This is a genomic window from Geodermatophilus sp. DSM 44513 (assembly GCF_032460525.1).
Lineage (GTDB): Bacteria > Actinomycetota > Actinomycetes > Mycobacteriales > Geodermatophilaceae > Geodermatophilus.
The window spans coordinates 2,321,986-2,346,203 of record NZ_CP135963.1 but is presented as its reverse complement, the minus strand read 5'-3'; the positions used below and the strand labels follow the sequence as shown (position 1 = coordinate 2,346,203).

The window sequence follows — 24,218 nt, the reverse complement described above, 5'->3', positions numbered from 1 at the left end:
CGGGCGCGGGGCGGCTCCCGGCGCGGCCGGGGCCGCGCCGGGGGAGCCGCCCGGCGGCCGCGGGTCCGCTCAGAGGCAGGAGCCGTCGGCCAGCAGCGTCTCGACGTCGGCCAGGACGGTCTCCGCGCCGATCAGGCCGATCCCGAGCATCCACTCGTCGTCGTCCACCTCGAAGGCGCAGTCCGGGACGGCCTCGAGGAAGTCCCAGACGGCGGTGACGCCGGCCTGCGTGGTGGCCGCCGGGTCGCCGTAGGCGGTGGAGAAGACCACGTCGGCGTCGGCCTGGTCGATCTGCTCGGCGCTCACGTAGGCCATGGAGTACTCGTCGTAGGCCAGCTCCGGCAGGCCGAACCCGACGTCGGTGAGCACGCTGCCGGAGAAGGTCTCCGGTCCGTAGATCCGCGTCTCGTCGGGCAGGAAGCGCACGATCGACGCCGTGGCGCCCTCCGCGCCCACGGTCTGGCCGACCTCGTCGGCGCGCGCGTCGTACCCGGCCAGCGCCTCCTCGCCGTCGGCGGCGCGGCCGAGGGCGTCGGCGGTGGTGCTGAACATCGCCCGCCAGCCCTCGGTGTAGTCGGTGAAGACGGTGGGGGCGATCTCGCTGAGCTGGTCGTAGATCTGCTCGTGCCGCACGCTGGAGGACAGGATGAGGTCGGGGTCCAGCGCGGCGATGGCCTCCAGCTCGGGCTCCTCGATGGTGCCGACGAGCTCGATGCCCTGGGTGCGGTCGCCGAGGTACTCCGGCAGCCCGGTGGACACGTCGGACTGCACCGAGCCGACCGGGGTGATGCCCAGCGACAGCGCGGTGTCCAGGTGCGGGGTGTCCAGGGTGACCACCCGCTGCGGGTCGGCGGGCACCTCCGTCGTCCCCTGGACGTGGGTGACCGAGCGGGTCTCCGGGGCGGTGGTCTCCTGGGCGGCGGCCGTCGAGGTGTCGTCGGCGGGGGTGCCGCAGGCGGACAGGGCCATCGCGGGGAGGGCCGCCGCGGCGAGGACGGCGGTGGTGAGCGGGCGCAGGCGCACGGGGGGTCCTTCCGGCACGGGGCGGGCAGCCGGGGACCCGGCCGCCCGCCCGATCGTCTTAGGGCAGCCTCACCTAAGCAGATCGTCCGGACCGGGGCACCGGCCGGGGTGCGCCCGGTGTCAGTCGGGGACGCGGTCCCGGACGTAGCTGCCGGGGGCCGGCTCCAGCGGCGGGTGCGCCGCGCTGCCGAGGTGCTCCGGTGCGGGCACCTCCTCCCCGGAGTGCCCGACCGCCCACTCCGACCACGGCTCCCACCAGCTGCCGGAGGGCTTCGCGCGACACCGGCCGGGGCTGGGTGGGCGTGGCCAGCAGCCCGCGGGCCGTGCCGCGCGGGGAGGGCAGGCCGGGTGCCCCCGTCAGCCGCCGGTGCGGGGGCGCAGCTCCCGCCACAGCCAGGCGGCCAGCGCGACCGGCACGGCGACGAACCCGGCCAGCGCCGGGACGGCGCCGACGACCGACCCGAGCCAGGCCAGCAGCAGCGGGGTGCCGAAGCCGGTGTAGGCGAACGCGTAGAACGCGCTGTTCATCGCCCCCCGGGCCGACGGTGGCGCCAGCCGGGCGGTGAGGGCGAGCCCGGCGGCCAGGCACAGCCCGCCGCCGGCGCCCAGCACGAGCGTGGCCGGGAGCAGCAGCGGCTCCGCGCCCAGGACCACCGCGGCCACCCCGGTCGCCAGGCCGAGCGCGCCGAGCACCATGCCCAGCGGCGCCGCGCCGCGTGCCGCCCGGCGGCCCAGGCGCGCGGTCACCGCGCTGGCCGCCAGGGCCAGTCCGGCGATCAGCCCGGCGTAGGCCACCCCGACCCCGGCCGGGACCACGAGCAGCGGCAGCAGGGTCGCCGCGACGGCGGGGAAGGCGAACACGCCGACGGCGGTGGGCGCCAGCACCGCCCAGAACGGCCGCCGCGCCTCCGGCGGCAGGCCCAGCGCCATGAGCCGGCCGCGGCGCCTGCCCTGCACGGTCTCCGGGACGGTCAGCAGCGCCCCGACCCCCACGACGAGGACGGCGACGTGCACGAGGTAGGGCAGCGTCGTCGGCCCCGGGCCGTACTGGGCCAGCACCCCGCTCATCGCCGGGGCGACGGCGAACCCCAGCGACGTCGACACCGCGCCGCGGGTGGCCGCCGACTGCTGCCCGCCGGGCCCGGCCAGCTCCTGCAGCCATGCGTTGGCCACGGAGAACACCACCCCGGACACCACGCCCTGCAGCAGCCGGCCGGTGAACAGCAGGGGGAGGCTGCCGGCGGCGGGGAGGAACAGCAGCGAGACCAGGCCGGCGAGCACCGCGAACGGCAGCACGAGGGACCGCCGGCCGAACCGGTCGGACAGCCCGCCGGACACGCTCAGCGCGGCGATCAGGCCGAGGGCGTAGCAGCCGAAGACGGCGGTCAGGTCGGCGGCGGACAGGTCCAGGGTCCGCCGGTAGACCAGCAGCAGCGGGGTGGGCACGTTGGTGCCCAGGGCCACGGTGAACAGCCCGAACGTGAGGGCGTCCAGCCGGCGCCGGGTGTCCTCGCGCGGCAGCGTGGCGTCCGGCACCCGCCGGACGCTACCGGCTGCCCCGTGGGGTCACTGGCCCGCGCTCACCACCGCAGGGGGTCGGTCAGCCGGGACTGGGCGGTGCGGCAGACCCGGCAGTTGCCCCAGGTGACCAGGGACAGCGGTGTGGTGGGGGAGCCGCACTCCGGGCAGTCGACGGACTCACCGCCCCGGGTGCGGGCCTCGGCGAGCACGCGGGTGCGCTCCTCGTGGACGGTCGCGTCGCCCCGGCAGGGGCAGCCCAGGTGGGCCTCGGCGCAGCGGGCGCGTCGGGTGGTCATGGGACTCCTCCGGGCGGGGTGCCGGTCAGCGGCCGCGGCGGCTGACCCGCAGGACCGTGCCGTCGGCGGCGGTCAGCACGACCAGCGTGCCGCGGCGGACGTGGGTGCGCGAGGGGGTGTCCGCGTCGGGGGTGACGTCGTCGGGCGCGTCCAGGCAGCGCCGGACGTCGGCGTCGCTGATCCGCGCGCCGGCCGCCGCCGCCCGGGCGCCGCGGGTCATGCGCAGCGCCGGGGCCGGACCGCTGCGCGGCGCCGCGGCGCCGGGGCGCGGCGCGACGGCGGCCGTGTCGTCCCCGGGGTCGTCGGCCGGGTCGTACCCGGTGGGCGGCGGGGCGAGGAAGGTGAGAGCGGGAGCGCTCATGCGGGGGGTTCCCAACGGGGACGGGCGGGGGCCGGAGCCGCTCCGCGGTCGTGGGCGCCGGGTCGGCGCCGGGACCCGGGCGGGCGGCGCTGCCGTCGGCGCCGGGTCGGTGGTGCGGGCACCGGACGGTCCCGCAGCGCCGACGCTACGCGCCCCGGGCCGCCGGGGCGGGCGCACCCACCCGTCCGGGGCAGCGCACCGGGCGCGGTTCCGGCCCCGGCGCCGACTCCCGGACGGCGGTCAGCCGAGCCGGGTGGTGATCTCGATCGACCCCCGGAGGCTGCGCGCCACCGGGCACCCGTCCGCGTGCACGGCGAGCACCCGCTGCACCTTCTCCGCGTCCTCGTCGGCGACCTCCAGGCCGGTGTAGGTCACCGCGATCCGCTTGACCACCAGGACCCGCCCCTCGAGCTCCACCTCACCGCGCGCGTGCCCCACCAGACCGGTGGGGTCGATCCGCCGGGCCGTCAGGGCCCCGGCGAACGTCCCGGTCAGCTAACCGAGCGCGGCGCCGACCAGGTGGTCGATCGTGCTGGCGTGGCTGGGGGCCGAGCCCGGCTCCATGCCGTAGTGCTCGGCGATGGCCCCGTGCATGCCGTACACGGTCGGCTGCTCCTCGCCGGGCAGGTACGCCGCGCGCAGCGGCCCACCCAGGCGCTCGACGCGGACCTCGGACACGTACGCGATCTCGGACACTCGCCCTCCGCTCTCGTGGATCGTCGGGGTGGGCATGCCCCGCGCCCGCCCCGGGCAACCGCGCATGGGCCGGTGCGCCGGCGGGGGGCTAGGGTCCGGGTCGTGCAGCTGCCGGACGGGCTGGTCGCCGTCGTCAAGCGGGACTGCCCGACGTGCGTGCTGGTCGAGCCGGTGCTCCGCGAGCTCGGCGCCGCGGTGTGGTGCCAGGACGACCCCGCCTGGTTCGACGGCGACGACACCTCCCTGGAGCTGTCCTGGTCACTCGGCGTGGAGACGGTGCCGACCCTGCTGCGGGTGGCCGGCGGCCGGGAGACCGCGCGCACGGTCGGCTGGAGCCGGGAGCGCTGGGCGGAGCTGACCGGTGTGCCCGGGCTGGGCGCGGGGCTGCCCGAGCACCGGCCCGGCTGCGGGTCGCTGTCGGTGGACCCGTCCCGCGCCGACGCGCTGGAGGCCCGCCACGGCGGCCGGCTGGCCAGCCGGCGGGTGCAGCTGGCCGAGCTGGAGGACGAGCACGAGGCGCTGTTCGACCGCGGCTGGACCGACGGGCTGCCGGTCGTCCCCCCGACCCCGGAGCGGGTGGTGCGCATGCTGCGCGGCACGTCGCGCGACCCGGGTGAGGTGGTCGCCGTCGTCCCGCCGGACCTGGTGCCGTGCACCGTGGAGAAGGTCGCGGTCAACGCGGTGCTGGCCGGCTGCCGGCCCGAGCACCTGCCGGTCGTGCTGGCCGCGGTGGAGGCGGCCTGCGCCGAGGAGTTCGCGCTGCACGGGCTGCTGGCCACCACCTACTTCGCCGGCCCCGTCGTCGTGGTGAACGGGCCGGTCGCCCGGCGGATCGGGATGAACAGCGGCGTCAACGCCCTCGGCCAGGGCAACCGGGCCAACGCCACCATCGGCCGGGCGCTGCAGCTGGTGGTGCGCAACGTCGGCGGCGGGCGACCCGGCGAGGTGGACCGCGCCACCCTCGGCAACCCGGGCAAGTACACGTTCTGCTTCGCCGAGCGCGAGGAGGACAGCCCCTTCGCGCCGCTGGCCGCCGACCGCGGGGTGCCCGGCGACGCGGTCACCGTGGTCGCCGGCTCCGGTGTGCAGCCGGTGGTCGACCAGCTCAGCCGGGACCCGGAGTCCCTGGCCCGCACCTTCGCCGCCTGCCTGCGGGTCAACGCCCACCCCAAGCTGCCGATGGCCTTCGACGCGCTGCTCGTGGTCTCCCCGGAGCACGGCCGGGTGCTGCGGGAGGCCGGCTGGGACCGCGCCCGGCTGCTGACCGAGCTGGACGGGCTGCTGCGGCTGCCGGCCGGCGAGCTGGTGCGGGGGGCCGGCGGCATGGCCGAGGGCCTGCCGCCCGGGGTCGGCGACGGCGGCGTGCCGAAGTTCCGGCCCGGGGGCCTGCTGGTGGCCCACGCCGGTGGTGACGCCGGCCTGTTCAGTGCGATCGTCGGCGGGTGGGTCGCCGGGGAGACCGGGAGCGTCCCGGTGACACGGGAGGTGCGGGTGTGACCACGGTCCTCGATCCGACCGGCGAGCGGCAGCCGCCGGAGCGCGCGCCACTGCCGCGCCCGCCGTCGCTGCGGGGGCGCACCGTGGGCCTGCTGGACATCGGCAAGGCCCGCGGCGACGTCGTCCTGGACCGGCTAGCCGAGCTGCTCGCCGCGGACGGCGCCACCGTGCTGCGCTACCGCAAGCCGACCTTCGCCCGGGTCGCGCCGCTGGACCTGCGGCAGCGGATCACCGAGCAGTGCGAGGTGGTCGTCGAGGCGCTGGCCGACTAGGGCTCCTGCACGTCGTGCAGTGTGCACGACATCGCCGACCTGGAGCGCCGCGGCGTGGTGGGGGTCTTCCTCGCCAGCGAGGCGTTCGCCGAGGCCGCCCGCGTGCAGGGCGCCGCGCTGGGCTTCCCGGCCCCGCACGTGCTGGTGCCGCACCCGGTGCAGGACCGCACGGACGCCGAGCTGCGGGCGGTCGCCGAGCGGGTGCACCCCGCGGTGGTGGCCGCGGTGACCGCCGCGCCACCCGGTGCGACAGGGGAGGACCGGAGGGGGAGGACGGCGGGATGAGGCGAGCGCTGGTCGTCGGCGGCGGGGTGGCCGGGCCGGTGGCGGCCATGGCGCTGCAGCGGGCGGGGATCGAGGCGACCGTGCACGAGATGCGGCCGGCCGCGGTCGACGACGTCGGCGCGTGGCTGGGCGTGCAGGTCAACGGCCTGGACGCGCTGCGGGCGATCGGCGCCGAGCAGGCGGTCCGCGACGTGGGCTTCCCGACGCCGGTCATCGAGTTCCGCAGCGGGACCGGCCGGGTGCTCGGCGAGCTGTCGGCGACCGGCCCGCCCCCGGCCCGCACGGTCGGGTTGTCCCTGCGGCGCGCCGACCTGTACCGGGCGCTGCACGAGGAGGCCCTGCGGCGCGGCCTGGACCTCCGCTACGGCGCCCGGCTGGTCGACGTGCACGACACCGGGGACGGCGTGACCGCGGTGTTCGCCGACGGCAGCACCGACACCGCCGACGTGCTCGTCGGCGCCGACGGCGTCCGCTCCGCCGTCCGCGGGCTGGTGGACCCCGCCGCCCCGCCGCCCCGCTTCGTCCCGGTGCTCAACACCGCCGGCGTCTCCGAGCACGTGCCGCCCGGCGCCGAGGTCGGCCGGCTGACCATGGTCTTCGGCCGGCGGGCCTTCTTCGGTTACCTGCGCGCGCCGTCGGGCGGCACCTGGTGGTTCGCCAACCCGCCGGTGTCCCGGGAGCCGGCGCCGGCCGAGGTCGCCGGGATCTCCGACGCCGAGTGGCGCCGCCGCCTGCACGAGCTCCACCGCGACGACCGGTCCCCGGCGGTGGCCCTGGTCGAGGCCACCCCCGGCCCGCTGCGCGGCTGGGCGACCCACGACGTGCCCCGCGTGGCGCGCTGGCACCGCGGGCGCACGGTGCTCATCGGGGACGCGGTGCACGCCACCTCGCCGGCCTCCGGTCAGGGGTCCTCCCTGGCCATCGAGGACGCCGTCGTCCTCGCCCGCTGCCTGCGCGACCTGCCGGTGCCGGAGGCGTTCACGGCGTTCGAGCGGCTGCGCCGGGCGCGGGTCGAGCGGGTCGTCGCCCAGGGTTTCGGGGTGAGCAGCGCCAAGTCGCCCCCGCCGGTCGGCCGGGTGGTCCGCGACCTGGTGATGCCGGTGCTGCTGCGCCGCGGGCGCGACCCGCAGTCCTGGGTCCGCGCGCACCACGTCGACTGGGACGCCCCCGTGACCGGGGCGGCCTGAGGTCCACCGTCCGCCCGGCGGCGCCAGCCGCAGCTCCGGGCCGCGCGGGACGCACACGTAGCAGAGTCGGTCGGCGGGGTCGTAGGTGTCCACCGCTCGCTCCCGTGGCTGCGTCGTCGACAGGGTCCTGTCCCCCAGGGCGCCGGCGGGCGCCCCCTGACACCGGTCCGGCGCGGTGCCCGGGCCGCTGCGGCAGGATGGCCGGTGCGGCCGCCGGTCGGTGCCCGCGACGCCCAGGCGGGAGGCGGGGACGGCGATGGGTACGCCTGTGGAGACCAGCGAGAGCGGGCTGCGGCGGCGGTGGGCGGCGGGCGAGCCGTGCCACGGCCTGTGGAGCCAGCTGCCGGGAGCGGTCGTCGGCGAGGTCCTGGCCGGGACCGGCGCGGACTTCGTCGTCGTCGACCTGCAGCACGGCGCCGCGGCCGAGGCCGACCTGCCGGGCATCGCCGCCGCGGTCACCGCGGGGGGGTCGGTGCCGCTGGTGCGCACCCGCAGCCCGCTGTTCCCCGACGTCGGCCGGCCCCTGGACCTCGGCGCCCGCGGCGTCGTCGTGCCCAACGTGCGCGACGCCGCGCACGCCCGCGAGGTGGTCGCCGCCGCCCGGTACGCCCCGGCCGGCGGCCGGTCGATCGGGCGGCTGTCCGGCGGGGCCGGCGAGCCCCTGGTGGTGGTGATGGTGGAGACCGCCAGCGCGCTCGACGACCTGGACGCCGTGCTCGCCGTGGAGGGCCTGGACGGCGTGTACGTCGGCCCCGGCGACCTGTCGCTGGCCCTGCAGCTCACCGGCCCGGAGCGCCGGGCGGAGCTGCGCGGCGTGCTGTCCTCGGTCATCGCCCGCGCCGTCGCCGCCGGGGTGCCGGTCGGGGTGCACGCCTACAGCGGCGAGGAGGCGGCCGGCTACGTCGCCGAGGGCGCCACCATCGCCACGGTCGCCGTCGACACCGTCTGCCTGCGCGAGGCCGCGGCCCGGCACCTGGGCGCCGCCCGGGGCTGAGCCGGCGTCAGGCCGGGCCGGTGCCGGCCGGCTCCCGGCCGGGCACGGGGCGGGTGTGCCGGGACGCGGGCCGGAGGACGACGGGCAGCGACCGGTGGCCGCGCAGGATCACCGTGCCGCGGCGCTGCCCGGGCCCGGCGGGGGCCAGGTCGGGGAAGCGCTCGAACAGCGCCTGCAGTGCCACCTCGCCCTCCATCCGTGCCAGTGCGGCGCCGAGGCAGAAGTGGATGCCGCTCGCGAAGGCGAGGTGCTCGCGGGCGTTGCGGCGGGTGACGTCGAAGACGTGCGGGTCGGGGAAGACCCGCGGGTCCCGGTTGGCGGCGGCGAGCAGCAGGACCAGCCACTCGCCCTCGGCCACCGGCACCCCATGCACCGTGGTGTCCCGCCGGGCCCGGCGGCCGGTCCGCTGCACCGGCGGGTCGACCCGGAGCACCTCGTCGACCGCGTTCGGCCACAGCGACGGGTCCGCGGCGAGCAGCCGCCGCTGGTCCGGGTGGGCGAACAGCAGGGCCGCGCCGTTGCCGATGAGGTTGACGGTGGTCTCGAAGCCGGCGCCGAGGACCAGCGCGGCCGTGGCCCGCAGCTCCGGCTCGGTGAGGCCGGCGCCGTCGTCGTCGACCTCGGTGACCAGCCGGGACAGCAGGTCCGCACCCGGGTCGCGGCGCAGCCGCCGCAGGTGCCCGCGCCACCAGGCGTCCAGCTCGACCAGGGTCGCCTCGACGTCGCGGTGGGTGGCCCAGTCCAGGCCCAGGTCCAGGACCGGCGCGGCGCGGTCGCCCCACTCCAGGAACTGCTCGCGCATCTCGACCGGGACGCCGAGCACCTCGGAGACGACCGTGACCGGCAGCAGGTCCGCGTAGCCGGCGGCCAGGTCGACCCGCCCGCCGTTGGCGGCGGCCTGCCGCTCCAGGCCGTCGAGCAGCTCGTCGGCGACCTCGCGGGTGCGCGCGCGCAGCGCGGCGACCGCCCGGGCGCTGAACGCCCGGCTGACCAGCCGGCGGTAGCGGGTGTGGTCGGGCGGGTCGACGGCGACCATCGACGGCGGGTCCACCGGGCTCACCCCCGGCCGGGGGCCGGCCAGCCGCAGCGCCAGCCGCAGCACCGGGGGCAGCCGATCGGCGCGGGCCCCGCCGATCTGGCCGAAGTCCTCGCTGCGCAGCACGTCGGTGCACACGTCGTGGTGCACGCTGACCCGGGCCAGGGCCCCGTCTGTGAGGGGGGCCGGCGTCCGCAGGCGCTCGTAGTGCGGGTACGGGTCGGCCCGGACGGCCGGGTCGGCCAGCACCTGCGCGTCCGGGTTGCCCGCGCGGGCGCGGACCCGGATCCCCACCCGCACCACGGCGTGCGTCGCCGCCCAGCGGACCGCGCTGCGCCCCTGCTGCTCCACGGCCCCCGCCCGCCCCGCCTGCACTGGCATCGCGCCCCCTCGTCCCCCTGCGCCGGCGACCCCGTCCTCCCGCGACCCCATCCTCCCGCGACCGTGTCGCCGGGGAGAAGCGGTGGTCGGTGGGGAATGATGGGCGGGCACGCGCGTTGTCAGGGGGCAGGCACCGATCACCGGGACACGCCCCGCCGTCCGACCACGCCCCTCGCCGTGTCGAGGGCCGGAGGTCCACCGGGGCGCCCGGGTCCGGAGCGACGGACCTCGGGCACCGTACGACGGTCCGCCGTCCGTGGCACCGGGTCGCACCGCCCGGGTGTCCCGCGGACCGTGCGACGTGCTGCCGTGGCCACCGTGGCCGGGCACCGCAGAGGAGGAGTCCGTGGCTCGACCGGGCCGGCGCCAGCCGGGCGCCCGCCGCAGCACCCCGCGCGACCAGCGACGGGTCGGCCGATGACGGGACGTCGTCTCGCTGCTGACCAGCACCGCCCGCGAGGTCGAGGCGGCCGTCCGCCGTGGCCGCGTGACGTCCGACGTGCGCACCACCTTCCAGGCCGTCGCGCTGCTGCTGCGGGAGGAGCGGGCACGCGTCCGCGCGGAGGCGGGCGGTGAGGGGCAGCGGGCCGAGCAGCTCAAGCGGCTGGACGGCATCGCGACCGTCCTCGCGACGACCGCCGTCCGCGACGCCGGGCTGCTGGCACTGCTCGCCGACGACGCCGTCGTCTCCGACGCCGCCCGGTCGCGCCGCCGCGAGCTGCTGCGCGAGCTCGGCATCGAACCCGCACCCGAGGAGGCCGCCCCGGCGACCCCGGAGGCCGCACCGGCCGGCACCGGACGGCGGGTCGTGCCGCAGTCGGTGGTCTCCCGTCAGCTGGCCAACCCCTTCCTCGCTCCGGACTTCTCCGCCGCCCCGCAGCGCGCGCCGCGGCCGCGCCGGCTGGCCGGCTGGGAGCTGATCGGCCCGCTGCTGAGCTCCTTCGAGCGCGCCGGCGGGGGAGCCCCGGCGTGCACCGCGCTGCCCTTCCCGACGGCCCGGTTCACCCCCGCGGGCCTGGAGCTCATGCCGCACCAGGGCCAGCTGGTGGCCGCGGCCGCGGCCGGCCACCGCACCTTCCTGCTCGCCGACGAGCCGGGCCTGGGCAAGACCGCGCAGGCGCTGCTCGCCGCGGAGGCGGCCGACGCCTACCCGCTGCTCGTCGTGGTGCCCAACGTGGTCAAGACCAACTGGGCCCGGGAGGCGGCGCGCTGGACGCCGCACCGCGCGGCCACCGTCGTGCAGGGCGACGGCGAGACCGTCGACGGGTTCGCCGACGTCGTCGTCGTCAACTACGAGGTGCTCGACCGGCACGCCAGCTGGCTGGGTGACCTCGGCTTCCGCGGCATGGTGGTGGACGAGGCGCACTTCATCAAGAACCGGTCGTCGCAGCGCTCGCAGCACGTGCTGGCCCTGGCCGACCGCCTGCGGTCCCGCACCCCCCGGCCGCTGCTCATGGCGCTGACCGGGACCCCGCTGATCAACGACGTGGAGGACTTCCGGGCGATCTGGCAGTTCCTCGGCTGGATCGACGCCAGCACGCCCCTCGGTGAGCTGATGGACGCGCTGGAGGACACCGGGCTGACCCCCGCGGACCCCGGCTTCTCCGCCGCCGCGCGCCGGTGCGTCATCGACCTCGGCGTCGTGCGCCGCCGCAAGGTCGACGTCGCCGCCGACATCCCCGCGCGGCGCATCGCCGACCTCCCCGTCGAGCTGGACGGGCCGGTCGGCCGGTCGATCCGGGCGGCCGAGCGCGACCTCGCCCGCCGGATGGTGGCGCGGTACGAGACCGCGCTGGCCACCCGGTCCGGCCCGGACCCCGACGGCGGCATCGACGCCGAGCTCGTCCGCCGGGTGGTCCGCTCGGAGCTCAAGGACGCGAGCACCGCGCAGTCCGGCGAGAACGTGTTCAGCATGATGCGCCGCATCGGCCTGGCGAAGGCTGACCTGGCCGCGGACTACGCCGCCCAGCTGGCCCGCAGCGCCGGCAAGGTGGTCTTCTTCGCCAAGCACGTGGACGTGATGGACGCCGCCGAGGCCGCGTTCACCCGGCAGGGGGTGCGGTTCTCCTCCATCCGCGGCGACCAGACACCGCGGGTGCGCCAGGCCAACGTGGACGCCTTCGTGCAGGACCCCGGCGTCGCGGTCGCGGTGTGCTCGCTGACCGCGGCCGGCGTGGGGCTCAACCTGCAGGTCGCCTCCAACGTCGTGCTGGCCGAGCTGTCCTGGACCGACGCGGAGCAGACCCAGGCCATCGACCGCAGCCACCGCATCGGGCAGACCGAGCCGGTCACCGCCTGGCGCATCATCGCCGCGCAGACCATCGACGCCCGCATCGCCGAGCTCGTCGAGAGCAAGGCGGGGCTCGCCGCGCGGGCGCTGGACGGGTCCGACGAGGAGGTCGGCGGGACCGCCGACGTGCGGGTCGAGGCGCTGGTGGCGCTGCTGACCGACGCGCTGCGGGCCGAGCCGGGACACGGGGCCGCCGCGGCGTCCTGACCGCCGGTCCCCGCTCGTTCCTCCCCGCTCAGGTCTCCTCGGGGTCGGCGCCGCGGGCGGCGCGGCCGCCGTCGACGGGCAGCACGGCGCCGCTGACGAAGCCGGCCGCGTCGGACAGCAGGTGGGCCACCACGTCGGCGACCTCCTCGGGGCGCCCCACCCGTCCGAGCGGGTGCAGCTCGGCCATCCGGTCCGCGGTGCGTGCGGCCGCCCGCGGACCCTGCCGGTGCAGGTGCGCCCGGTACCGCTCCGTGTCGACCGACCCGAGGGCGACGGCGTTGCAGCGGATCCCGGCGTGCCCGTGGTCGACCGCGACCGCCCGGGTGAGCCCCTCGGTGGCGGCCTTGGCGGTCACGTACGGCAGGGCACCGCGCACCGCCCGCTGCGCCTGGTGACTGGAGACGTTGACGATCGAGCCGCCGGTCCCGGCCGCCAGGAAGCGGCGGACGGCGGTCGCGCAGCCCACCACCGCGGGCGCCAGGTTGGCCACCACGAGGTCCAGCACCTCACCCGGCTCGGCGGTGTGCAGAGCGGCGTCCCGGAAGACCGCGGCGTTGTTCACCCACCCCGCCAGCGGGCCCATCGCCTCGGCCCGGTCGGCGGCCTGCGCGGCGACCGCCGGATCGGCGGCGTCCCCGGTCACCGCGGCCAGCCGCCCGGCCACCGGGTGGGCCGCCACCCAGTCGACCGCCGCCGGGTCGAACTCGACCACCACGACCGCGTCGCCGTCGGCCAGCAGCCGCTCGGCGACCGCCCGGCCGACCCCCCGGCCTCCGCCGGTCACCACGTGGGACCGTCGCGTCACCGCCCCCACCCCGGCCGGATCAGACCGGCAGCGGACGGGACCGGTCGGTGGCCAGCCGCAGCGCCAGGGCGGCGAGCACGGCGCCCATCAGGTACCGCTGCACGCGCACCCAGGTCGGCCGGCTGGCCAGGAAGCCGGCCAGCGTGCCGGCGAAGACGACGATCAGCGCGTTGACGGTGAGGGCGACGGCGATCTGCGTGGCGCCCAGGAGCAGGCTCTGCACGGCCACCGAACCCTGAGCGGGATCGATGAACTGCGGCAGCAGGCTCACGTACAGCACGGCGATCTTGGGGTTGAGCAGGTTCGTCACCAGGCCCATGGCGAACAGACGGCGCGCAGGGTCCACCGGCAGCTGCCCGACCGCGAAGACCGAGGTCCCGCCGGGGCGCACGGCCTGCCACGCCAGGAACAGCAGGTAGGCGGCACCGGCGAGCTTGAGCACCGTGTACGCGGTGGGCACGGCGGTGAAGACCGCTGCCAGGCCCGTGGCCGCCGCGGCCAGGTAGACCCCGAAGCCGGCGGCCACGCCCAGCAGGGAGACCAGCCCGGCCCGGCGGCCCTGCGTGATCGACCGGGAGACCAGGTAGAGCATGTTCGGGCCCGGGGTGAGCACCAGTCCCAGCGCGACGGCGGCGATGCCGAGCACCGCCGAGGTGGTGACCACCAGACGTCCGCCTCCTCCCCGCCGGGCGTGGCGGACCCGCGGTCCGCCGCAGCACTCCTCCACCAGGGTGATCACCGTAGCGCCGTCGTCCTGCGGCGCGAGGGGTGCGCTCAGCGCGCCCGCGGTGGCGCCACCACCAGGGCGACGCCCAGCGCGGTCACGCCGATCCCGACGAAGGACAGCCCGCTCACCCGCTCGCCGAAGAGCAGGTAGGCCTCGACGGCGGTGGCCACCGGGACGAGGTAGTAGAGGCTGGAGACGCCGGCGGCCGTACCGCGGCGGAGCAGCAGGAGCAGCAGCAGGACCGCGCCGATGGACAGCACGAGCACCAGCCAGACGAACGCGGCGACGAACTCCCCGGTCCACCGGATCGTCACGTCCTCGGTGGCCAGCGCCACGGCCAGCAGCACGGCCGCCGCCGCGGCGTACTGCACCGCCGTCCCCCAGACCAGCGGGATGGCGTCGCCGTGCCGCTTCTGGTGGACGGTGCCGGCCGTCCCCGAGGCCAGCGCCACCAGGCAGGCGAGCACGCCGGCCGCCGGGAGCGGCCCGGCCGGGCCGGCGGCGACGACGCCCGGGCCGACGACCAGGACGACGCCGGCCACGCCGAGGGCGAGGCCGAGCCACTGGCGCCGGCTGGGGTGCTCGCCCAGCACCCGGGCGGCGAGGACGGCGGTGAGCACCGGCTGCAGGCTCACCACGACCGCGGCCACGCCGGCCGGCACGCCCAGCGAGATGCCGTAGAAGACCCCGCCCAGGTACCCGCCGTGCAGCAGCAGCCCGACGACCGAGGCGTGGCCGTACTGCGAGCGGGCGGCCATGGCGGCCGAGTGCAGCGCGACGGCGAGGACCCCGAGCAGGGCCGCGGCGACGCCGAGCCGCAGGGCCAGGAAGGTGAACGGCTCGGCGTAGGGCAGGCCGTACTTGGCGCCCACGAACCCGGTGCTCCACAGCAGCACGAACAGCGCCGGCCCGCCGAGCGTCTGGACCCGAGAGGTCGTCCCCGTCACCGGGTGAGTCTCCCTCCCCCCGGGCCCGCCTCCCGGTCGCCGCCCGGTACGCGTCAGCGGCGGGCGGCCGTCCAGGGCCGAGTGGCGGCGACCGCGAGCAGCAGCGGGACGACGCCGAGGACGGCGGTCACCCGCACCGTGTCCGGTACGCCGGCCAGGGCGCCGGACAGGCCGTCGGGGGAGCCCGAGGAGGTCAGCAGCGCCCAGCCGAGGGCGAACAGCGGCAGGGTGACCACGGCGGTGCCCAGCGCGCCGCGCAGCAGGGCCCGGGCGCCGGCCCGGCGCAGCTGCAGCCCGACGACCAGCGCCGGGACGAGGGTGAACAGCCAGTGGAACACCGGGATGACCGGGCCGTCGTCGGTGGACAGGGCCGCGGAGAACACCGCGTTCCAGCCCAGCGCGAACACCGACGCCAGCACCAGCAGCCACCAGGTGGCCGCCGCCCACGCGGGCAGCGTGGCCGGGCGCACCAGCACGGTCGCGGCCGCCAGGGACACCAGCGCCGTCCCGGCGACCACCAGCAGCGTGGCCGGCGGCACGTCGGCGACCTGCCAGCCCGACAGCGTCCGCTCGGGAGCCGGCCAGCCGAGGGCCCCGACCGTGGCGGCGGCACCGGTCAGCAGCGCTGCGACGGCCGCGATCCCGACCGGCCCGGTCGCCGCCGGGGGAGTCCGCGTGTCGCTGCTCACCGCGCGTCGTCGGGGGAGGAGCGGCAGGTCATGGGCCAGACGGTAGGAGCCCGGCCTGGCGGCGTCGTCCACCCCGGGGACGAGCCGCGTGTCCGACCCGGGTCGACGCCGGGGCGGGTCAGGGCGTCCCCCGTGGTAGGTGAGAGGGGGAGTCTCGTTTCTCGGTCCGGACGGGCGTGTCCTCCGACCGGCGGGTGCGCGGCTCCCTAGCGTCAGGGCCGTGCCGTCAGACGAGACCGCCCGCATCCCCTCCTCCTCTCGCCGCGACGAGGTGGAGGTCCGGCACGAGGGGAGCTGGCGGCGTGCCGTCGTCCTGAGCGTCCACCCCGACGGGGCGAACGTCCTGGTCAGGTTCACCGGGGACGGGGGACGGCGCACCGTGTGGGCGCCCGCGGGCGACGTGCGGCTGGTGGTGCCGACCGCGGCCGAGGCCGTGGGCAGCACCCCCGCCCGCCCGGACCCGGGCCCCGGCCGGCACCGGGCGGTGCCGGTGGCCGACGGCCCCGACCCGGTCGTCGACGGGCACACCCGGCGTCTGCCGCTGCGGGCGGTCGCGGTGCCGCCGCCGCGGGAGCGGTAGCGGCCGGTCACCGAAGCCGTCCGGCGGACGCAGGCAGGCCGGCTCAGCCGACCACCCAGGTGTCCTTGCCGCCACCGCCCTGCGAGGCGTTGACGACCAGCTCGCCCTCGGTCAGGGACACCCGGGTGAAGCCGCCGGGCAGCACGACCGTCTCGTCACCGGCGCAGAACGCGTACGGCCGGTGGTCGACGTGCCGGGGCACGAGCGCGCCGTCGACGACCGTGGGGTGGGTCGACAGCGCCACGGGCTCCTGGGCGATCCACTCCCCGGGGGCGGCCAGCACGGCGGCGCGGGCGCGCTCGAGCGCCGCGGCGTCCGCCCGCGGGCCGATGAGCACCCCGTGGCCGCCCGAGCCGGACCGCGGCTTGAGCACCAGCTCGGCCAGCCGCTCGAGCGCGGCCCGGCACTGCGCCGGCTCGCCGAGGTCGTAGGCGGGCACCGAGCGCAGCTGCGGTTCCTCGCCGAGAAAGAAGCGGACCAGGTCCTCCACGTAGGGGAAGGTGCGCTTGTCGTCGGCGACGCCGGTGCCGAAGGCGTTCACCACGGTCACCGTCCCGGCACGCAGGGGCCCCAGCAGCAGCTCGCCCAGCTCGTTGGGCCGACCGTCGTCGTCGGTCAGCCGCTCCTCGCTGGTGCGCCGCCACAGCAGGTCCACGCGGCGCCCGTCGGGCAGCACCAGCGCGTCGCCGCGGGCGGCCAGCTGCGCGGGCAGCACCACCGGCGCGTCGACCATCTCCCCGAACCGGTCGATCTCCCAGGCCACCGCGCTGCGCGGCCCGTCCCCGAGCACGGCCACCACCGGGTCGGGCACGTCGGTGGCCGCGGCCAGCATCCGCCGCACCGCCGCGACGGCGGCCTCCCGCACCGGCGCTGGTCCCGGTCGCACGTCGAGCAGTGGCGCGACCAGGTCCCGCGCGGCCAGGGCGTAGGCCAGCAGCGACGGCGTCCGCACGTTGTCCTCCAGGACGACGAGCTCTCCGTCGGCGCCGCGGACGACGTCGGGCCCGGCCATGCCGATCCAGCGCCGCGGGGTGGGCAGGCCCGGGGTCAGGTAGCGGTTGGTGTCGAGCACCGCGGCCGGGACCACGCCGGCGCGGACGGCCTCGCGCGGCCCGTGCGCGTCGGCGACGAAGGCCTCCAGCGCCCGCAACCGCTGGGTGAGGCCGGCGGCCAGCCGCGCCCACTCGGCACGGTGCAGCACCCGCGGCACCGGGTCGACCGTGAAGAGGTGGGACTCCTCAGCGGGCCCGTGCCGCAGGCCGAGGTCCGCGGCCGCGCGCGCGACGTCCGCGGCCAGTGCCCGCGGGCCGTACGCGCGGACGGCGGCCAGCGCGGCCGCCGCGTGGTCCCGGTCGCTGCCGTCGGGCAGCAGCGCCTCGTCGAGGCTCGGCTCGGGGCTCACGCCGCCGCCGAGCGCGCCGCGGCCGCCCGCTCGGCGGCGGTCAGGGCGGCGCGGGCCACCCACCGCGCCTGCTGCGGGTCGGTGACGTCGAAGCCGAAGGGCGCGTTGGCCTCCAGCGCCAGCAGCCGGCCGCCCGGCTCGACCAGCACGTCGACGCCCATCAGCCCGCCGCCGAGGGCGGCGACCGTGCGCTGCGCCAGCTGCGCCATCGCCGGCGGCGCCTCGTACACCCGCGGGTAGACCGTGCCGTGGGTGACCAGCGCGCCTTCGGCCCGGGACTTCTCGTAGACCAGGGAGGTGGCGGCCGGGGTGGCGAAGACCCGCGCGCACGCCGGCTCGGCGATCCACTCCTGCAGCAGCGCCGCGCCGCGCCGGTGCCCGCCGGCGGCCTCGGCGGCGCGCCAGGCCGCGTCGACGGCGTGCGCGGCGTCGAGGTCACCGACCAGCTCGATGTAGCGCGCGCCGTCGCCGAGCGCGGGCTTGAGCACCATCCGCCGTCCCGGCAGCGGCCACTCCGTCAGCCGGGCGAGGTCCCACGCGGCCGGTTGCGGCACGCCGGCGGCCGCCCACACGGCGTGGGTCACCAGCTTGTCGGCGGAGGCGACCAGCGAGGCGACCGGGTTGAGCAGCGGCACGCCGGCGGCCTCCAGCAGCACGGCCAGGGCGAAGGTCGGCGCGTAGCCGACCACCTCCTCGACCAGCACGTGGGCGATCGCCAGGTCGTAGCGGCCCCGTGGCGGACCGGACACCGGCCAGTCGGCCGGCACCCGGGCCAGCCGCTCGACCTCCGCACCCTGCTCCTCCAGCGCCCGCACCCAGGCGGCCGCGTAGCCGGCGTCCTCGTACCAGTCCACGTCGGTGATCACCAGCAGCACGCGCACGCCGTCCCTGTGCCCGCCGGCCGGGCCTCCCGAACCACCGGCCCGCCGCGGCACGGACGCACCACCGGTGACACCCGGAGGACACCTGCCGGCCCTACCGTTCACGCGCATGACCCCGCTGGTGCCGGCCCGCCCCGGGGACGGGGACGGGGACGCCGGGCGGTCGGCGACGGCACGCCGGCGGCGCTACACCGCCGAGCTGGCCGCAGCACTGCCCCCGAGCGACCCCTTCGCGGCGTGGCTGGCCGCCGGCGGGGGCCTGGCGCCGGACTTCGCCCGCCTCCCCGCGCGCACGGGTCTGTGGTCGCCGGTCGAGGGCCTCCCCGGAGCCGGCGGGTGGCCGGCGCGCCGCGCGCTGCTGCGCGCCCGCTGGCGCCGGTGGCTGACCGGGGCACCCCCGCCCGCGCCCCGCCGCACGCCCGTCCGGGTGCGGCGGGTGCACACGGCCGGCGGCGTGCAGGTCCGCGACCTCGTCGTCGGCGACGGCTGGTCGCTGCGCGCGCGGCTGCTGCTGCCCGTGCCGGAGGCCGGCGTCCGCCGCGACGTGCCGGTCTACCTGCTGCAGTCCAGCCACGGGCCCTGGGCGGAGGCGGCGGTGGCCCGGGGGTGGGGCGCCTGCCTGGTCTCGGCCGCGGACGGCGACGACGACACCGAGGCCGTCGAGCGGGCGCACCCCTCGGTCGTCGCCGGCCGGCTGGCCTGGCGGGCGTGGGCGCTGTCCCGGGTCCTCGACGCCCTGGCCGACCAGCCCGGGGTCGACCCCCGCCGGGTGCTGGTCGGCGGGCACAGCCGCAACGGCAAGACCGCGCTGCTGGCCGCCGCCTCCGACGACCGCTTCGCCGGCGTCGTCTCCAGCTCCAGCGGCGTGCTCGGGGCCATCCCCGCGCGGCTGTGCACCGACCGGCACTTCGGCGAGGGGGTGGAGCTGCTCACCCGGCACTACCCCGGCTGGTACTCCCCGCGGCTGCGCTGGTTCGCCGGGCGGGAGCACCGGCTGCCCACCGACGCCCACGAGCTGCTGGCGCTGGCCGCACCCCGGCCGGTCCTCGTGTCGGTGGCGGTCGAGGACCCGGTCGAGCGCGTCCCGGCCGCCCGGGCCGCCGTCGACGCGGCGCGGGAGGCCTTCGCCCTGCTGGGCCGCCCGGACGCCCTCGAGCTGGTGCTGCGCCCGGGCGGACACCGGGCCGACGAGGCGGCGGTGGCCGCCCAGCTGGACTGGGCGCAGGCACGGCTCGGCGGACCGCCCCGTCGCCCCGGGCGCGCCCCGGTGGCGCCGTCCCCGGTCCCGTGGCCGGCCGACCGGGTGCGCCCGGGACCGCGGCCCGTGCGGGGGGCCGCGCTGCGTGCCGCCGTCCGCGCGGCCCTGGGCCCGGCCCGGCGGACCACCGGCGGACCGGCGGTGCCGGGCGAGGACCCCCTGCGGACCCCGGACGGCGTGCCGGTCACCCTGCTGCGCCCGCCGGACGGCGGCCGCGGCCGCGGGCTGGTGGTCTGGCTCGGCCCGCCGTGTGCCGCGACCGGGTGGCGGGCCGGCTACGAGCAGGCCGAGCCGCTGCCGGCGCTGCTGACCGCGGCCGGCTGGGCGGTCGCCTGCCACGACCCGGTCGGCGCCGGCCCGCGGCACGGTGAGCGCCCCGCGCCGGGCTCCTCCCCGCTGGGCTGGATGACCGCCGACGCGGCCGCCGTGGCCACCGTCGCGGCGGCGGCCACCGGGCACGACCGGGTCTGGGTCGCCGCCTACGGCACCGGGGCGCTGGTCGCGCTGCACCTGCTCGCCCTGGGCGCCGGGCCGGGGGACGTGCCGGTGGCCGGTGCGGTGCTGGCCGCCCCCAGCTGCGGGGAGCCGCTGCTGCGGGCCCGACCCGGGTACACCCTGGCCGACCTGCTCGCCGCGACGGCCCACCGCCCGACGGTCGTGCTGGACCCCGCCTGGGACCCCGAGGCGCCGCCCGGCGCGGTGGCCGCCGCCTGCCGGGCCGCCGGCGTCCCCCGGGTGCCGCTGGCCGACTGGCACCGGCTCTCCGGCGTCACCCGGGCGGCGATGCGGGACTGGCTGGACGTGCACGCCGGCGCCCGGCAGCCGGGCGACGTGCCCCGTCCCCGTCAGCCGGTGCGGGCCGTCCGCACCGCCCACACCCCGGCCACGAGGGTCGCCACGGCGGGCAGCACGGCGAGCACGGCCAGCGCGGCGGCCGTCCCGGTGAGCGCCCCCACCCCGGCGACGGCCGCGGTCCCGACACCGCCGCCGAGCAGGAACAGCAGCGTCGCCGCGCCGAGCGCCACCCCCCGGTCGGCGGCCGGGACCGCCGCGCCGACGACCTCGACCAGGGCCGGCTGCCCCAGGCTGAACGCGGCCGACACCACGCCGACCGCGACGGCGAGCAGCGCGGGGATCCCGACGGCGGCCCCCACGGCGGCGTCGAGCAGCGCGAACACCGTCAGGGCGGAGGCCAGCGCCAGCGTGCGCACCGCACCGGCCCGGGCCAGGAGCCGCCCGGCGTAGCGGGAGGCGAACAGGCCGACCGCGGCCGCCGGCACCAGGCTGGCCCCGGTGAGCAGCGGCGACCAGCCGCGGGCGGTGAGCACCTCGGGCACGGCCAGGAGCAGCCCGAACCACCCCGCCGGGACGACGGCCGCGCAGCCGGCGGCCGTCACCGCGGCACGCGAGGTGACCACCCGGCGCGGCAGGAACCCCAGCGGGGTCCGGGCCAGGTGCACCGCCGCCGCCGGGCCGGCCACCGCGAGCAGCGCCGCCCCGACGACGGCGACGGTCACCCCGGCCGCCGGGGACTGCACGAGCAGCACCAGCCCCGCGGCGCAGGCGGTGACCAGCACCGCCCCGAGGACGTCGATCGGCCCCCCGCGGCCGCGCCGGCCGGCTGCGGGGGCGATCAGCGGGAGCAGGAGCAGGCCGACGGCCGGCAGCACCAGGACGGCGCGCCAGCCTCCCCAGGTCTGCAGCAGGCCCCCGGCGAAGGGCCCCAGCGCGCCACCGGCGGCGGCCACCCCGGCCACCCGGGTGAGCGCCGCCGCCCGCACCTCGCCGGTGTACCGCGCGCTGAGCAGGGCGGTCGCCAGGACCGGCACCGCGCCGGCACCGGCGCCCTGCAGCATCCGGCCGACCAGCAGGACCGGCAGGCTGGGGGCCAGCGCACCGAGCACGGCACCGCCGGCCATGAGGCCCACCCCCGCCACCAGCGGCCACCGGACACCGGCCAGGTCGGCCAGCCGGCCGTAGACCGCGGTGGTGACCGCCAGCGCCAGCACGTAGACGCTGAGCACCCACGCCGTCGCGCTCGCCGGCACGTCGAGACCGGTGCCGAGCCCGGGCAGCGCCACGGCCGCGGCCGAGGAGCCGCTGCCGGCCAGGGCGAACAGGCCGCCCAGCGCCAGGGCCAGCCGTGGCGCCGTCCGCGCCGGCACCTGGGCCGTGGCACCGGCCGGTGGCGCGACGGGGCGGCACGGTGCGCCGGCAGCGGTCCCGGCCAGCCGGGCGGCCTGCTCGCTGTACCCGTCCGGACCGGGTGCCGGCGCGGTGGCGGGGCGCTCGCGCGGCGAGCGGGGGCCGTCCACCCGGGCAGCATGACAGTGGCCCCGCCCGTCCCTGCCCCCGCCCCCGGGCCTCCGCTCGGTGCCGCCGTCCCGCGCTGCCGCGGGTGGCACGATGCCGGCATGGCACCGCCGCCGGCACCGGCCGCCCGGGGCGGGACGGCGTTCGTCCTCGGTGGCGGGGGAGTCCTCGGCGCGGCCGAGGTCGGCATGCTGCAGGCGCTGGTCGAGCACGGCGTGCGGCCCGACCTCGTCGTGGGGACGTCGGTGGGGGCGATCAACGGCGCGTTCGTCGCCGCCGACCCGACACCGGGCGCGGTGGACCGGCTGCGCGCCCTCTGGGAGGACCTGGCCGCCGCCGGCGTCTTCGCCGGGTCCGTGCTGTCCCGGGTGGGCACCCTCGTGCGGACCCGCACCCACCTCCACCCGCGCGAGCCGCTGCGGGACCTGCTCGCCGCGCACCTGCCGGTGGCGACCTTCGCCGAGCTGCCCGTCCCGTTCCAGTGCGTGGCGGCCAGCATCGAGCGGGCCGCCGAACGCTGGTTCACCGACGGCCCGCTGGTCGACGCGGTGCTCGCCTCCTCCGCCGTCCCGGGGCTGCTGCCGCCGGTCGAGCTGGACGGCGAGCACCACCTCGACGGGGGGCTGGTGCACAGCATCCCGGTCGGCCGCGCGGTCGCGCTCGGCGCCGACACGGTGTACGTGCTGCACGTCGGGCGGATCGACCGTCCCCTGCGCCCGCCGACCCGGCCGTGGGAGGTCGCGACCGTCGCCTTCGAGATCGCCCGCCGGCACCGGTTCGCCGCCGACCTGGCCGCGCTGCCGCCGGGGGTCACCGTGCACGTGCTGCCGGCGGGCGACCCGGCTCCCCCCGGGGCGGGCAACCTGCGCTACCGCGACTTCTCCGGCGTGCCCGCCCGCATCGAGCAGGCGCACGCCGCGGCCCGCGGCTACCTCGACGGTGTCCGCGCGTCGCGGGACGGGGGAGCCTGAGGTGCTCCCGCCCCGCGGCGTCCGCCGGGTCACCGGCCCGCTGCTGCTCGGGGTGCTGGTGGCCGCGGTCGTCCTGCTGCCCGTGCTCGTCGTCGTGGCGGTGGTGGTCTCGGTGTGGCTGCCCGGGCGCTGGCGTGCGCTGCGGCTGCTGGCCTTCGCGCTCGTGTACCTCGCGCTGGAGGTCACCGCGCAGGTGGCCGCGGCCGCGCTGTGGCTGCTCAGCGGGTGCGGTCGCCGGCTGGGCACCCCGGCGTTCCAGGCGGCCCACTACACCGTCCTGCGGCTGGTCCTCGACGCCCTGATGCGGGCGGCGCGGCGGCTGTTCGCGCTGCGGCTGGTCACCGACGGCGAGTCCTGGTCACCCCTGGACGACGGGGTGCCCGGCTCGACGAACGCCATGGTCGTGCTGTCCCGCCACGCCGGCCCCGGTGACTCGCTGCTGCTCGTGCACACGCTGATGGACCGCGACCACCTGCGCCGGCCGCGCATCGTGCTCAAGGACGTGCTGCAGCTCGACCCCCTGATCGACGTCCACCTCAACCGGCTGCCCAACCACTTCGTCTCCGCCGGCCCGGGCGCGGGGGACAGGTCCGAGGCGGCGATCGCGGAGCTGGCCCGCGGCCTGGGCGAGGAGGACGCGCTGCTGCTCTTCCCCGAGGGGGCCAACTTCACCCCGCAGCGCCGGGTGCGGGCCATCCAGCGGCTCCGCGACCGGGGGCTGGGGTCGGCCGTCCGCCGGGCCGAGGCGATGCGCCGGGTGCTGCCACCGCGGCCGGGCGGGGTCGTGGCGGCCCTGACCGCGGCCCCGCACGCGGACGTCGTGTTCGTCGCGCACACCGGACTGGAGCACCTGAGCACGGTCGGGGACCTGTGGCGCGGCCTGCCCATGGACAAGACCCTGCACCTGCGCTGGTGGTTCGTCCCCGCCGCGGAGGTCCCCCGGGGGGAGGCGCAGCTGACCGAGTGGCTCTACCGGTGGTGGGCGACGATCGACGCCTGGGTCACGACCACCTCGGTGGCGTCACCACCGGCCGGTGGGGGCCCGACCGCGGCGCGGTGAGGCCCCCCCCCCGCGCGCACCCGTGGGCGGACGTCGGCGGTGCCCGGACGGCGCGGGGTCAGGCGTCCCGCCGCTCGGTCCTCCTCGTCCGGGGTGCGGGGCGCACGACGAGGACCGGGCACGGCGCGTAGTGCTGGACGCGCTGGGCGGTGCTGCCGATGAGGATCGCGTCGCTGATCCCGCGACCCCCGGCCGCCACCACGACCAGGCCGGCGTCGCGCTCCTGCGCCGCCTCGATGATCTCGGCGGCCGGCGACCCGCTGCGGATCTGCGTGTCCACCCGGGGTCCCCAGCCGTCGAAGACGGCCGCGACGGCGTCGACGGCGCGCTGCGCCGCCTCCGTGAAGCTGCCGGTCCACTGGCCGGCCCCGCGCTGCTCGGCGTCGGAGATCTCGTCGGCGAAGGCGACCGAGGCCAGCGGCCGGAGGACCGCGACCACCGAGATCCCGGTGATCTTGTGCGGGTCCGCGAAGGACGTCAGGTGGTGGGCCGCGGCCAGCGACTGCGGCGACCCGTCGGTCGCGACGACGACGTGCACC

Annotated in this window: 22 protein-coding genes and 2 pseudogenes; 9 read left to right on the top strand and 15 right to left on the bottom strand. The window is 78.4% G+C overall.

The genetic code is table 11. The features are described 5' to 3' along the window. Nucleotides 1-69: 69 nt before the first annotated feature. From RTG05_RS11365 to RTG05_RS11340, 6 genes are all read right to left on the bottom strand, one after another. Nucleotides 70-1,023, bottom strand: a complete 954-nt coding sequence (locus RTG05_RS11365) for an ABC transporter substrate-binding protein (RefSeq protein WP_315911803.1) — start codon at nucleotides 1,021-1,023, stop codon at nucleotides 70-72. 357 nt (nucleotides 1,024-1,380) lie between these two features. Beyond that, on the bottom strand, nucleotides 1,381-2,559 hold the full coding sequence (locus RTG05_RS11360; protein ID WP_166528724.1) for an MFS transporter: 1,179 nt from the start codon (nucleotides 2,557-2,559) through the stop codon (nucleotides 1,381-1,383). 44 nt (nucleotides 2,560-2,603) lie between these two features. Then, nucleotides 2,604-2,840, bottom strand: coding sequence for a hypothetical protein (locus RTG05_RS11355; RefSeq protein ID WP_166528723.1), 237 nt, complete (start codon nucleotides 2,838-2,840; stop codon nucleotides 2,604-2,606). Nucleotides 2,841-2,865: 25 nt separating this feature from the next. Then, nucleotides 2,866-3,201, bottom strand: a complete 336-nt coding sequence (locus RTG05_RS11350) for a hypothetical protein (protein ID WP_315911802.1) — start codon at nucleotides 3,199-3,201, stop codon at nucleotides 2,866-2,868. A 240-nt stretch (nucleotides 3,202-3,441) separates the two neighbouring features. Next, nucleotides 3,442-3,696: an OsmC family protein gene (locus RTG05_RS11345; RefSeq protein ID WP_166529684.1), complete on the bottom strand. Its 255-nt coding sequence runs from the start codon at nucleotides 3,694-3,696 to the stop codon at nucleotides 3,442-3,444. Then, nucleotides 3,697-3,897: a hypothetical protein gene (locus RTG05_RS11340; RefSeq protein ID WP_166528720.1), complete on the bottom strand. Its 201-nt coding sequence runs from the start codon at nucleotides 3,895-3,897 to the stop codon at nucleotides 3,697-3,699. It abuts the gene before it with no gap. A gap of 102 nt (nucleotides 3,898-3,999) precedes the next feature. On the opposite strand from RTG05_RS11340, the gene RTG05_RS11335 reads away from it, so the two are divergent. From RTG05_RS11335 to RTG05_RS11320, 4 genes and pseudogenes are all read left to right on the top strand, one after another. Continuing rightward, the gene (locus RTG05_RS11335) at nucleotides 4,000-5,394 is read left to right on the top strand and encodes a thioredoxin family protein (protein ID WP_315911801.1); all 1,395 of its coding nucleotides are present in this window, start codon (nucleotides 4,000-4,002) and stop codon (nucleotides 5,392-5,394) included. After that, nucleotides 5,391-5,951, top strand: a pseudogene (locus RTG05_RS11330) (UGSC family (seleno)protein). Before RTG05_RS11335 ends, RTG05_RS11330 begins: the two are co-directional and overlap by 4 nt. After that, entirely contained in the window at nucleotides 5,948-7,138 is a 1,191-nt protein-coding gene (locus RTG05_RS11325; protein ID WP_166528717.1) for an FAD-dependent oxidoreductase, read from the top strand. Before RTG05_RS11330 ends, RTG05_RS11325 begins: the two are co-directional and overlap by 4 nt. 256 nt (nucleotides 7,139-7,394) lie before the next feature. After that, nucleotides 7,395-8,132 (top strand): HpcH/HpaI aldolase family protein, encoded by a 738-nt coding sequence (locus tag RTG05_RS11320; RefSeq protein WP_166528716.1) that lies wholly within the window; start codon nucleotides 7,395-7,397, stop codon nucleotides 8,130-8,132. 7 nt (nucleotides 8,133-8,139) lie between these two features. Here the strand turns inward: RTG05_RS11320 and RTG05_RS11315 are convergent, their stop codons facing one another. Beyond that, nucleotides 8,140-9,549, bottom strand: a complete 1,410-nt coding sequence (locus RTG05_RS11315; protein ID WP_166528715.1) for a cytochrome P450 — start codon at nucleotides 9,547-9,549, stop codon at nucleotides 8,140-8,142. 487 nt (nucleotides 9,550-10,036) lie between these two features. On the opposite strand from RTG05_RS11315, the gene RTG05_RS11310 reads away from it, so the two are divergent. Then, nucleotides 10,037-12,046, top strand: a complete 2,010-nt coding sequence (locus tag RTG05_RS11310) for a DEAD/DEAH box helicase (RefSeq protein ID WP_315911800.1) — start codon at nucleotides 10,037-10,039, stop codon at nucleotides 12,044-12,046. A gap of 28 nt (nucleotides 12,047-12,074) precedes the next feature. On the opposite strand, the gene RTG05_RS11305 is transcribed toward RTG05_RS11310, so the two are convergent. From RTG05_RS11305 to RTG05_RS11290, 4 genes are all read right to left on the bottom strand, one after another. Then, on the bottom strand, nucleotides 12,075-12,851 hold the full coding sequence (locus RTG05_RS11305) for an SDR family NAD(P)-dependent oxidoreductase (RefSeq protein WP_166528714.1): 777 nt from the start codon (nucleotides 12,849-12,851) through the stop codon (nucleotides 12,075-12,077). Nucleotides 12,852-12,870: 19 nt separating this feature from the next. Beyond that, the gene (locus tag RTG05_RS11300) at nucleotides 12,871-13,515 is read right to left on the bottom strand and encodes a LysE family translocator (protein WP_166528713.1); all 645 of its coding nucleotides are present in this window, start codon (nucleotides 13,513-13,515) and stop codon (nucleotides 12,871-12,873) included. A 110-nt stretch (nucleotides 13,516-13,625) separates the two neighbouring features. Continuing rightward, nucleotides 13,626-14,525, bottom strand: a complete 900-nt coding sequence (locus tag RTG05_RS11295) for a DMT family transporter (protein ID WP_166528712.1) — start codon at nucleotides 14,523-14,525, stop codon at nucleotides 13,626-13,628. A 53-nt stretch (nucleotides 14,526-14,578) separates the two neighbouring features. Further along, complete coding sequence (locus tag RTG05_RS11290; RefSeq protein WP_166528711.1) at nucleotides 14,579-15,214, bottom strand: hypothetical protein; 636 nt, start codon at nucleotides 15,212-15,214, stop codon at nucleotides 14,579-14,581. Nucleotides 15,215-15,434: 220 nt separating this feature from the next. Between RTG05_RS11290 and RTG05_RS11285 the strand changes: the two genes are divergently transcribed. Then, nucleotides 15,435-15,794: an agenet domain-containing protein gene (locus tag RTG05_RS11285; RefSeq protein ID WP_166528710.1), complete on the top strand. Its 360-nt coding sequence runs from the start codon at nucleotides 15,435-15,437 to the stop codon at nucleotides 15,792-15,794. Nucleotides 15,795-15,837: 43 nt separating this feature from the next. On the opposite strand, the gene RTG05_RS11280 is transcribed toward RTG05_RS11285, so the two are convergent. Beyond that, nucleotides 15,838-17,196 (bottom strand): circularly permuted type 2 ATP-grasp protein, encoded by a 1,359-nt coding sequence (locus tag RTG05_RS11280; RefSeq protein ID WP_166528709.1) that lies wholly within the window; start codon nucleotides 17,194-17,196, stop codon nucleotides 15,838-15,840. Next, a complete protein-coding gene (locus RTG05_RS11275; RefSeq protein ID WP_166528708.1) occupies nucleotides 17,193-18,077 on the bottom strand; it encodes an ATP-grasp domain-containing protein in 885 nt (294 codons plus the stop codon). The genes RTG05_RS11280 and RTG05_RS11275 overlap by 4 nt, the downstream gene beginning before the upstream one ends. Before the next feature lie 109 nt (nucleotides 18,078-18,186). Between RTG05_RS11275 and RTG05_RS22370 the strand changes: the two are divergent. Beyond that, nucleotides 18,187-19,203, top strand: a pseudogene (locus RTG05_RS22370) (hypothetical protein); the annotation flags it as partial. 977 nt (nucleotides 19,204-20,180) lie between these two features. Here the strand turns inward: RTG05_RS22370 and RTG05_RS11270 are convergent. Beyond that, nucleotides 20,181-21,650, bottom strand: coding sequence for an MFS transporter (locus RTG05_RS11270; protein ID WP_315911799.1), 1,470 nt, complete (start codon nucleotides 21,648-21,650; stop codon nucleotides 20,181-20,183). Nucleotides 21,651-21,749: 99 nt separating this feature from the next. Between RTG05_RS11270 and RTG05_RS11265 the strand changes: the two genes are divergently transcribed. Continuing rightward, the gene (locus tag RTG05_RS11265) at nucleotides 21,750-22,619 is read left to right on the top strand and encodes a patatin-like phospholipase family protein (RefSeq protein WP_315911798.1); all 870 of its coding nucleotides are present in this window, start codon (nucleotides 21,750-21,752) and stop codon (nucleotides 22,617-22,619) included. Nucleotide 22,620: 1 nt separating this feature from the next. Next, entirely contained in the window at nucleotides 22,621-23,679 is a 1,059-nt protein-coding gene (locus RTG05_RS11260) for a lysophospholipid acyltransferase family protein (protein ID WP_166528704.1), read from the top strand. 58 nt (nucleotides 23,680-23,737) lie between these two features. Here the strand turns inward: RTG05_RS11260 and RTG05_RS11255 are convergent, their stop codons facing one another. Then, on the bottom strand, nucleotides 23,738-24,217 hold the full coding sequence (locus tag RTG05_RS11255; RefSeq protein WP_166528703.1) for a universal stress protein: 480 nt from the start codon (nucleotides 24,215-24,217) through the stop codon (nucleotides 23,738-23,740). Nucleotide 24,218 lies beyond the last annotated feature (1 nt).

Coding starts and splice junctions, on each gene's coding strand:
- RTG05_RS11355 (WP_166528723.1), bottom strand. CDS start 2,840: ATGACCACCCGACGCGCCCGCTGCGCCGAGGCCCACCTGGGCTGCCCC.
- RTG05_RS11325 (WP_166528717.1), top strand. CDS start 5,948: ATGAGGCGAGCGCTGGTCGTCGGCGGCGGGGTGGCCGGGCCGGTGGCG.
- RTG05_RS11320 (WP_166528716.1), top strand. CDS start 7,395: ATGGGTACGCCTGTGGAGACCAGCGAGAGCGGGCTGCGGCGGCGGTGG.
- RTG05_RS11315 (WP_166528715.1), bottom strand. CDS start 9,549: ATGCCAGTGCAGGCGGGGCGGGCGGGGGCCGTGGAGCAGCAGGGGCGC.
- RTG05_RS11265 (WP_315911798.1), top strand. CDS start 21,750: ATGGCACCGCCGCCGGCACCGGCCGCCCGGGGCGGGACGGCGTTCGTC.
- RTG05_RS11350 (WP_315911802.1), bottom strand. CDS start 3,201: ATGAGCGCTCCCGCTCTCACCTTCCTCGCCCCGCCGCCCACCGGGTAC.